This is a genomic window from Flavobacterium sp., assembly GCF_043779715.1.
GTDB lineage: Bacteria > Bacteroidota > Bacteroidia > Flavobacteriales > Flavobacteriaceae > Flavobacterium.
Genome location: NZ_JAYWDT010000237.1, coordinates 1 through 5,821, shown reverse-complemented (window position 1 = coordinate 5,821; position 5,821 = coordinate 1). Strand labels below are relative to the sequence as shown.

The window sequence follows — 5,821 nt, the reverse complement described above, 5'->3', positions numbered from 1 at the left end:
TATGTATTCTAGTATTGAATGTGTTATTTGTGTAAATGAATCAAAATATTCAATTTTAGAAGCTTTGATATTTAATAAAAAACGTACTGGAAATGTATTAAATAATCATTCAGGAGTTGATGTTTTTCAGTTTTTAAAACAGTATGTACAGATATTAAACACTGATTTATTAACGTATATAAGTGAAGATTTTAGCTGGTGTAAAAGAGTTGATAAGTCTATAGGTTTGAATAATTAGATACCTCGCCCCACTCTGCGAAGAGTAAACAAACTTAGTACGGCTCTACGAATGTCTCAGACTTCGCAGCCACAAACTAAGTAATAATATACTGCGAGATAGGGATACCATCGCAGAGCATAGTTGATATTGTAATAGAACTTTTCTTAAAACAAAAAAATCCCGATTGCTCGGGATTTTTATATTTATAAAACTTAATTTCTTAGTTAAATTGTGCTCTGTTATCTTCGATAGTAGCATCTTTCTTAAGTGCACCGTAAACTCTTCCTGGAGCAGATCCTTTCGACTGTCCGTTTAGTCTTGTTACAATGTCTTTATAATCAGTAACAGCTGGTGCTTTTGTACTAGATTTTACTTTGATTTTAAACACTCCAGAGTCTCCGTCGATAGTTTGAGAAACAACGCCTGGTTTTAGAGAAAATGCAGTTCCTACTACTCTAGGTTCTGCACCAATAGTTTGTATGTAAGAATTTGCAGCAACTACATCTAAAGCTTCTTTTACAGGAGAACCTGTAGCTTTTGAAACTGCTTCAAGTGTGCTTCCAGCCATTTTTACCTTAATTAATTCTGCTTTCTTTTCGTTTCTTAATTTAGGCCCAACAGCAATTTTTGCATCTTCAATAGTTAACAAACCAGCTTCGTTTACTTTCTTCAAACGAGCAATTACATGACCTGCAGGAATATTGAAACGTTTTACTTCTCCTTCTTTTGCACCAAATGCCCAACGAACAATTTCTCTTTGACTTCCTACACCTTGAACATTTTCGTCAAGTGCTAATAGTTTAGCTACTGGAGCAACTGTTAGTTTCATTTCTTTAGCAGCAACATCAAATGCTTTTTCGTTTGCAGCCATTTCAAATTTAGTTGCAGTTGTAAATATTTGATCGCTTGTTGCTTCTGATGGTGAGATTTTTTGTGCAATTGTAGCCAAACGAACTGCATCTTGTTTGTCTGTTACATTGATGATATGAAAACCAAAATCAGTTTCTACCAATCCAATCTTTCCAACTGGGTTTGAGAATACAAAATCATTAAACGGTTTTACCATTTGTCCTTGGCTAAAATAACCTAAATCCCCACCTTGTTGAGAAGATGAATCGTCAGAATTTGTATAAGCCAACATTTGAAATGCCGATGGATTTGCTAAAACTTGAGCTAATAATGATCCTGCTTTTGCTTTTGCTTGCTCTTTTGTTCTTTTTTCTTTTTTATTTGGTACTTGTGTTCCTTCATAACTAATTAAGATATGACTAGCTTTTACATTTGCACTCGCTTTTCTTCCTAAAGTTCTTGTAAGACAGTAGTAATCGCCAAACATATATGGTCCGTAAACTTGCCCTGGTGCTAAATTAAATAATGCTTCTGCATGCTCTGCTGGCAAATCTTTTTTAGCAACATAAGTAGAATCGTATTTTATATCTGAATTTGCATTAACAAACTCTACTAAATTTGGAGTGTTTTTAAATCCAACTTTAGCTTCGTTTACATCTGCAGTTACTGGATTGTCTTCAACAGAGTTTAATAATCCGTTTACTTTGTCTTCTACTACTTTTTTGTCTTCTGCTGATGCTTTGTCTTCTATTAAAACGAATTCCAACTCACGAGATTCGTCAGCTTTGTATTTCTTTTCGTCTTTTTTCATAAAAGCTATTAGTTCAGCATCTGTTGGTTCTACCTTTTTGTCATCGATAGTTGAATATGGTACAGAAACTACATCGAAAGTAACTTTGTTGTTTTCTAATTCGTAGTTGAATTTTGCTTCTGCTTGTGTTGTATAAAAACCTGATTGAACCATCGTGTTATACATTTGCTCTGTAGCATTTTGCATAATTCTTTTTTCGTCCTCTAACCATTTACCCCATTGTTCTGGGTTACCTTTTTTTAGAGATAGTAATGCTTCATTAAATTTTGCCTTGTCAAATTTCCCGGCAGCATTCAAAAATTGTGGCGTTTGTGCGAATTGAGGATCTTCTTTAATTATATTAATTAATTGGTCATCACCTATACGCAAGCCTAATTTTTCGCATTGTTTTTCTAGCAAAACTCTTCTTACTTCTTGATCCCAAACACCATTTGTAGCTTGCATGATAGACATGTTTTGCCCTTGCTGGCTTTTTTGAGCCATGTCTACTTTACCTCTAAATTCTTCAAAAGGAATATCGACACCATTTATTGTTCCTGCATTTCTAGAGGTTTGTCCGAAACCACCATTTTCGATTAATGCACCAATTATAAATGCAAATAATGCTAATCCTACTACTGCTATAACTAGAAACGATTTTTGTCTAATTTTTGATAAAACTGCCATTTTCTTAAAATATTTTTTATTCAGTGAGCGAAAATACGATTATCTATCAAATATCAAAAGACTAAAGCTTTTATTTTGATAGAAAGTTTAATTTTTTATTGATTCTTGTCTTGGTCCTCAAATTTTTTAGCAAATTTCCTGCGAAAGAAAAACATAAATACCGCAGTAGCAGCAAGTATAAAGCTTAAATAAGGCATATCTGTGCCTGAGTTTAATTTTGAAAATCCGTCGTATGCAAAAAATATTGCTGCAACTAAATATACGTATTGTGTGTATTTTAAATAATTCATTTTTCTGTTTTTTTAAATACTATAAATTCCTGTTATACTTTGCGTGTCTAAAACCTTGAAATCTTTACTAAAATCTATTCCCAATCCTTCTATAACACTTCCTTTGTTTGTAAATTTATATGCTTTTTGAGTAAAAAACCATTCGTTTTTCTGGTCGTAATACAATTGCTCTGTTTCGAGAATTTTTCCGTCATGTGTGGTTATTTTTACTTTCCCTCTCAAGTCGATTAAATTCGAATTTGTATAAGAAATTGCATAATTCGATGTTACAAAACTTTTGTTTCCTTGCTCGTCATAAATAGTGACTTTTATTCCCTTTGGAAATTCAGTAAATGGGAATTCTAAATGAGAGAAATCTAACATTTGTGGCGACACTAAAACTGCTTTTATTTTTCCAGAATCGGTGTATTTCAAATTAAAATCTTTGGCTTCACCAACGGGATTAAACTCGACAACGTTTATTTTTCGAACTTCATTAATATTACTTTCACAAGAAATAAAAAAAAGTGTTGCTACAGTAAGTAACAGCACTTTTTTTATTGTTTTTAATATTTGAAATTTTATTGTCATTTATTGAAATTAGTCGTATTTACGTTTTACAAACCATCTGTCATTAAACGATAAACCAATTGAAATATTCATATAGTTTTCTTGAATAAGACCTGCATTTGTAGTTCCTCTTTTTCCGTATTCTAATCCAACATTAATATTAGAAAAACTACCACCCACAGGCATTCCAAGTCCTAATGTAAGCGCAGTATCATTTATAGATTTGTTATTAATTACTAAACCTGTGTTTTCATGACGAAAACCTGCTCTGTAAGTTATTTTGTTTAAATAATTCGAAAAAGAATTGTAATTAGGTGTATAATACCCTCCTAATGCTATTTTTGTTGCGTTTTCGAAAGATACATTTGAAGCATATATGTTTCCGAAATTACTCGACCCTTGAAATGTAGATTCGAAACCTACAAACCATTTCTTAATTTCGCCAAGTCCTGCTCCAAAAGCAAATTTAGCAGGTATTTTTATATTAGAATCTGCAACAGGAACTTCTTGAGACCCTCCAATAACTGGGTTATATGGTATTGTTGAAGTGGTTCTTGTGTTTTTAGATTTTAAATTTGTTGATGGAGAAAAAGTAGCACTAGAAATTAAATCATATTTTTTTAGTTTCGATTTATAAATCGCACCACCATTAAAATTTACACCATTAAGTGTAGAAGTGTTTACCTCTATTGTAGCAAATTGAATATTACTTCGTGAATAAACGGAATTGGTTTCTATTTTTCCGAAATTGTATCCCAAATCTGCCCCGACACTTAGTTTAGGCGTAATTTTATATCCCGCTCCCACAAACACCTTGTTTACACCTCCGCTTCCGTTGTATGCTGAAGTTTCAGAAACAATTTCCGAAGATGGTAATGTAATATTTTTCTCTTTTTTAATTTTATAACCAACAGCCGAATAAGGCATTAACCCTAAACTCAAACCTAATTTTCCAGCAGGAAAAGCCATAACAAGATAATCTAGCGTGGTTCTTCTAGCTTTTTCTGTTGCGGTTTCGTTTTTTAATTTTACAGTGTTATATGTACCTGCAACTCCAAATGTAGTTAGCTTTAATGCTGATAATGAAGCTGGATTTTGTAAATTTATATGAATACTATCTGGCAAAATTCCTAGACCTCCCATAGATTTATTTTCTACAGTTCCCTGAAATTTTACAACTCCAATTCCGTAGTAAGAATAAGGCGAAGCGGTACCTTCTTGAGCAAAACTATGAAGCGAAAGCAGTATAAAACTACTTAATAAAAATTTTTTAATCATTTTTTATTTGATATTGATAAAGATTGTTCAAACTCTCTAAAAGAAAATTTGAATTGGCAAATATGGTATTTTTTAATCGTTTAGCCAAAAAATTAGCGTCTCCACCAGTTAAAATTATGATAAAGTTTTCATTTTTGCTCATTAAGGAGTTAATATAACCTTCTATTTCGAAAGTCAAACCATTTATCACACCCGAATGTAGAGACTCGTTTGTAGAGTTTCCTATTATATTTTCTGGTTCTTCGATGCTTAACAAAGGTAGTTTTGCCGTATAATTGTGCATCGCTTCATATCGCAAACGAATTCCTGGAGAAATTGCGCCACCTTGGTAATTGTTGTTTTCGTCAACAAAATCATAAGTAACACAAGTTCCAGCATCAATTATCAGTCTATTTTGTTTTGGAAATTGTAAAACTGCGCCAGCCGCCAAAACCATTCTATCAATACCTAATGTACTTGGCGTTGCATAATTATTCTGAAAAGGAAAGGTGCTTTCTCGAGAAATAAAATAAATTTTTACCCGATTAGAAAACGATTCGAAAGCTTGTTTTTCTAGTTTTCCTACCGAAGCCACTACTAAAACCGCTATTTCTTTGTTTAAATTTAAAATATTTTCAATTTCTGTCTGAAAATTTTCGATTGAAAAAACAAAAGCTTCAATGAGCGTATTGTTCTCAAAAACAGCACTTTTAATCCTCGTATTACCTACATCTATCGTTAGAATCATTTGTTTAATATTGATTTTGCAAAGGTACGAATAGATTTTTTTAAAAAATTGTTTTGGATAAACGAAAAATCATTCTATATTTGCACCCGCATCAAGCGACGGTACCTTAGCTCAGATGGTAGAGCAATGGACTGAAAATCCATGTGTCCCTGGTTCGATCCCTGGAGGTACCACAAAACCCGAATAGCAATATTCGGGTTTTTTGTTTTTAATTCTATTTCTGTATGGGCACGGATTGCAAATCTGCACTATCTGGGAAAAACGATAAAAACATAAAAAATAATGATTATGAGAATTAAAATATTTTTGAGTTTGGTGCTAGTTATGATTAGTTTTTGTAATTGTGAAAGCGGAATTCAGAGAGAAACTCAAAAGAGGATACTTTCACATAAACAATTCATTAAAGAATTTTCTTTTAAGGAATAGTGGTT

General features: G+C 32.4%; 6 protein-coding genes and 1 tRNA gene. 2 read left to right on the top strand and 5 right to left on the bottom strand.

Features of this window, described 5'->3' with window-relative positions; translation table 11 throughout:
- On the top strand, positions 1-238 hold a 238-nt coding region (locus tag ACH2BG_RS11390), incomplete at its 5' end, for a hypothetical protein (protein WP_395047815.1).
- Between the two features lie 202 nt (positions 239-440).
- Here ACH2BG_RS11390 and ACH2BG_RS11385 read toward each other — a convergent pair.
- From ACH2BG_RS11385 to ACH2BG_RS11365, 5 genes are all read right to left on the bottom strand, one after another.
- A complete protein-coding gene (locus tag ACH2BG_RS11385; RefSeq protein WP_395047814.1) occupies positions 441-2,546 on the bottom strand; it encodes a peptidylprolyl isomerase in 2,106 nt (701 codons plus the stop codon).
- 95 nt (positions 2,547-2,641) lie between these two features.
- Positions 2,642-2,836, bottom strand: coding sequence for a hypothetical protein (locus tag ACH2BG_RS11380; protein WP_395047813.1), 195 nt, complete (start codon positions 2,834-2,836; stop codon positions 2,642-2,644).
- Between the two features lie 12 nt (positions 2,837-2,848).
- Positions 2,849-3,406 (bottom strand): LPS export ABC transporter periplasmic protein LptC, encoded by a 558-nt coding sequence (gene lptC, locus ACH2BG_RS11375; RefSeq protein WP_395047812.1) that lies wholly within the window; start codon positions 3,404-3,406, stop codon positions 2,849-2,851.
- A 9-nt stretch (positions 3,407-3,415) separates the two neighbouring features.
- Positions 3,416-4,663 (bottom strand): hypothetical protein, encoded by a 1,248-nt coding sequence (locus ACH2BG_RS11370; protein WP_395047811.1) that lies wholly within the window; start codon positions 4,661-4,663, stop codon positions 3,416-3,418.
- Positions 4,656-5,390, bottom strand: coding sequence for a type III pantothenate kinase (locus tag ACH2BG_RS11365; protein ID WP_395047810.1), 735 nt, complete (start codon positions 5,388-5,390; stop codon positions 4,656-4,658). Before ACH2BG_RS11365 ends, ACH2BG_RS11370 begins: the two co-directional genes overlap by 8 nt.
- 100 nt (positions 5,391-5,490) lie before the next feature.
- Here ACH2BG_RS11365 and ACH2BG_RS11360 point away from each other — a divergent pair.
- Positions 5,491-5,563, top strand: a tRNA-Phe gene (locus ACH2BG_RS11360).
- Positions 5,564-5,821: the final 258 nt, after the last annotated feature.

Excerpts from the sequence above, each read along its gene's own strand:
- ACH2BG_RS11365 (WP_395047810.1), bottom strand. The coding sequence starts at position 5,390 with ATGATTCTAACGATAGATGTAGGTAATACGAGGATTAAAAGTGCTGTT.
- ACH2BG_RS11370 (WP_395047811.1), bottom strand. The coding sequence starts at position 4,663 with ATGATTAAAAAATTTTTATTAAGTAGTTTTATACTGCTTTCGCTTCAT.
- ACH2BG_RS11380 (WP_395047813.1), bottom strand. The coding sequence starts at position 2,836 with ATGAATTATTTAAAATACACACAATACGTATATTTAGTTGCAGCAATA.
- lptC (WP_395047812.1), bottom strand. The coding sequence starts at position 3,406 with ATGACAATAAAATTTCAAATATTAAAAACAATAAAAAAAGTGCTGTTA.
- ACH2BG_RS11385 (WP_395047814.1), bottom strand. The coding sequence starts at position 2,546 with ATGGCAGTTTTATCAAAAATTAGACAAAAATCGTTTCTAGTTATAGCA.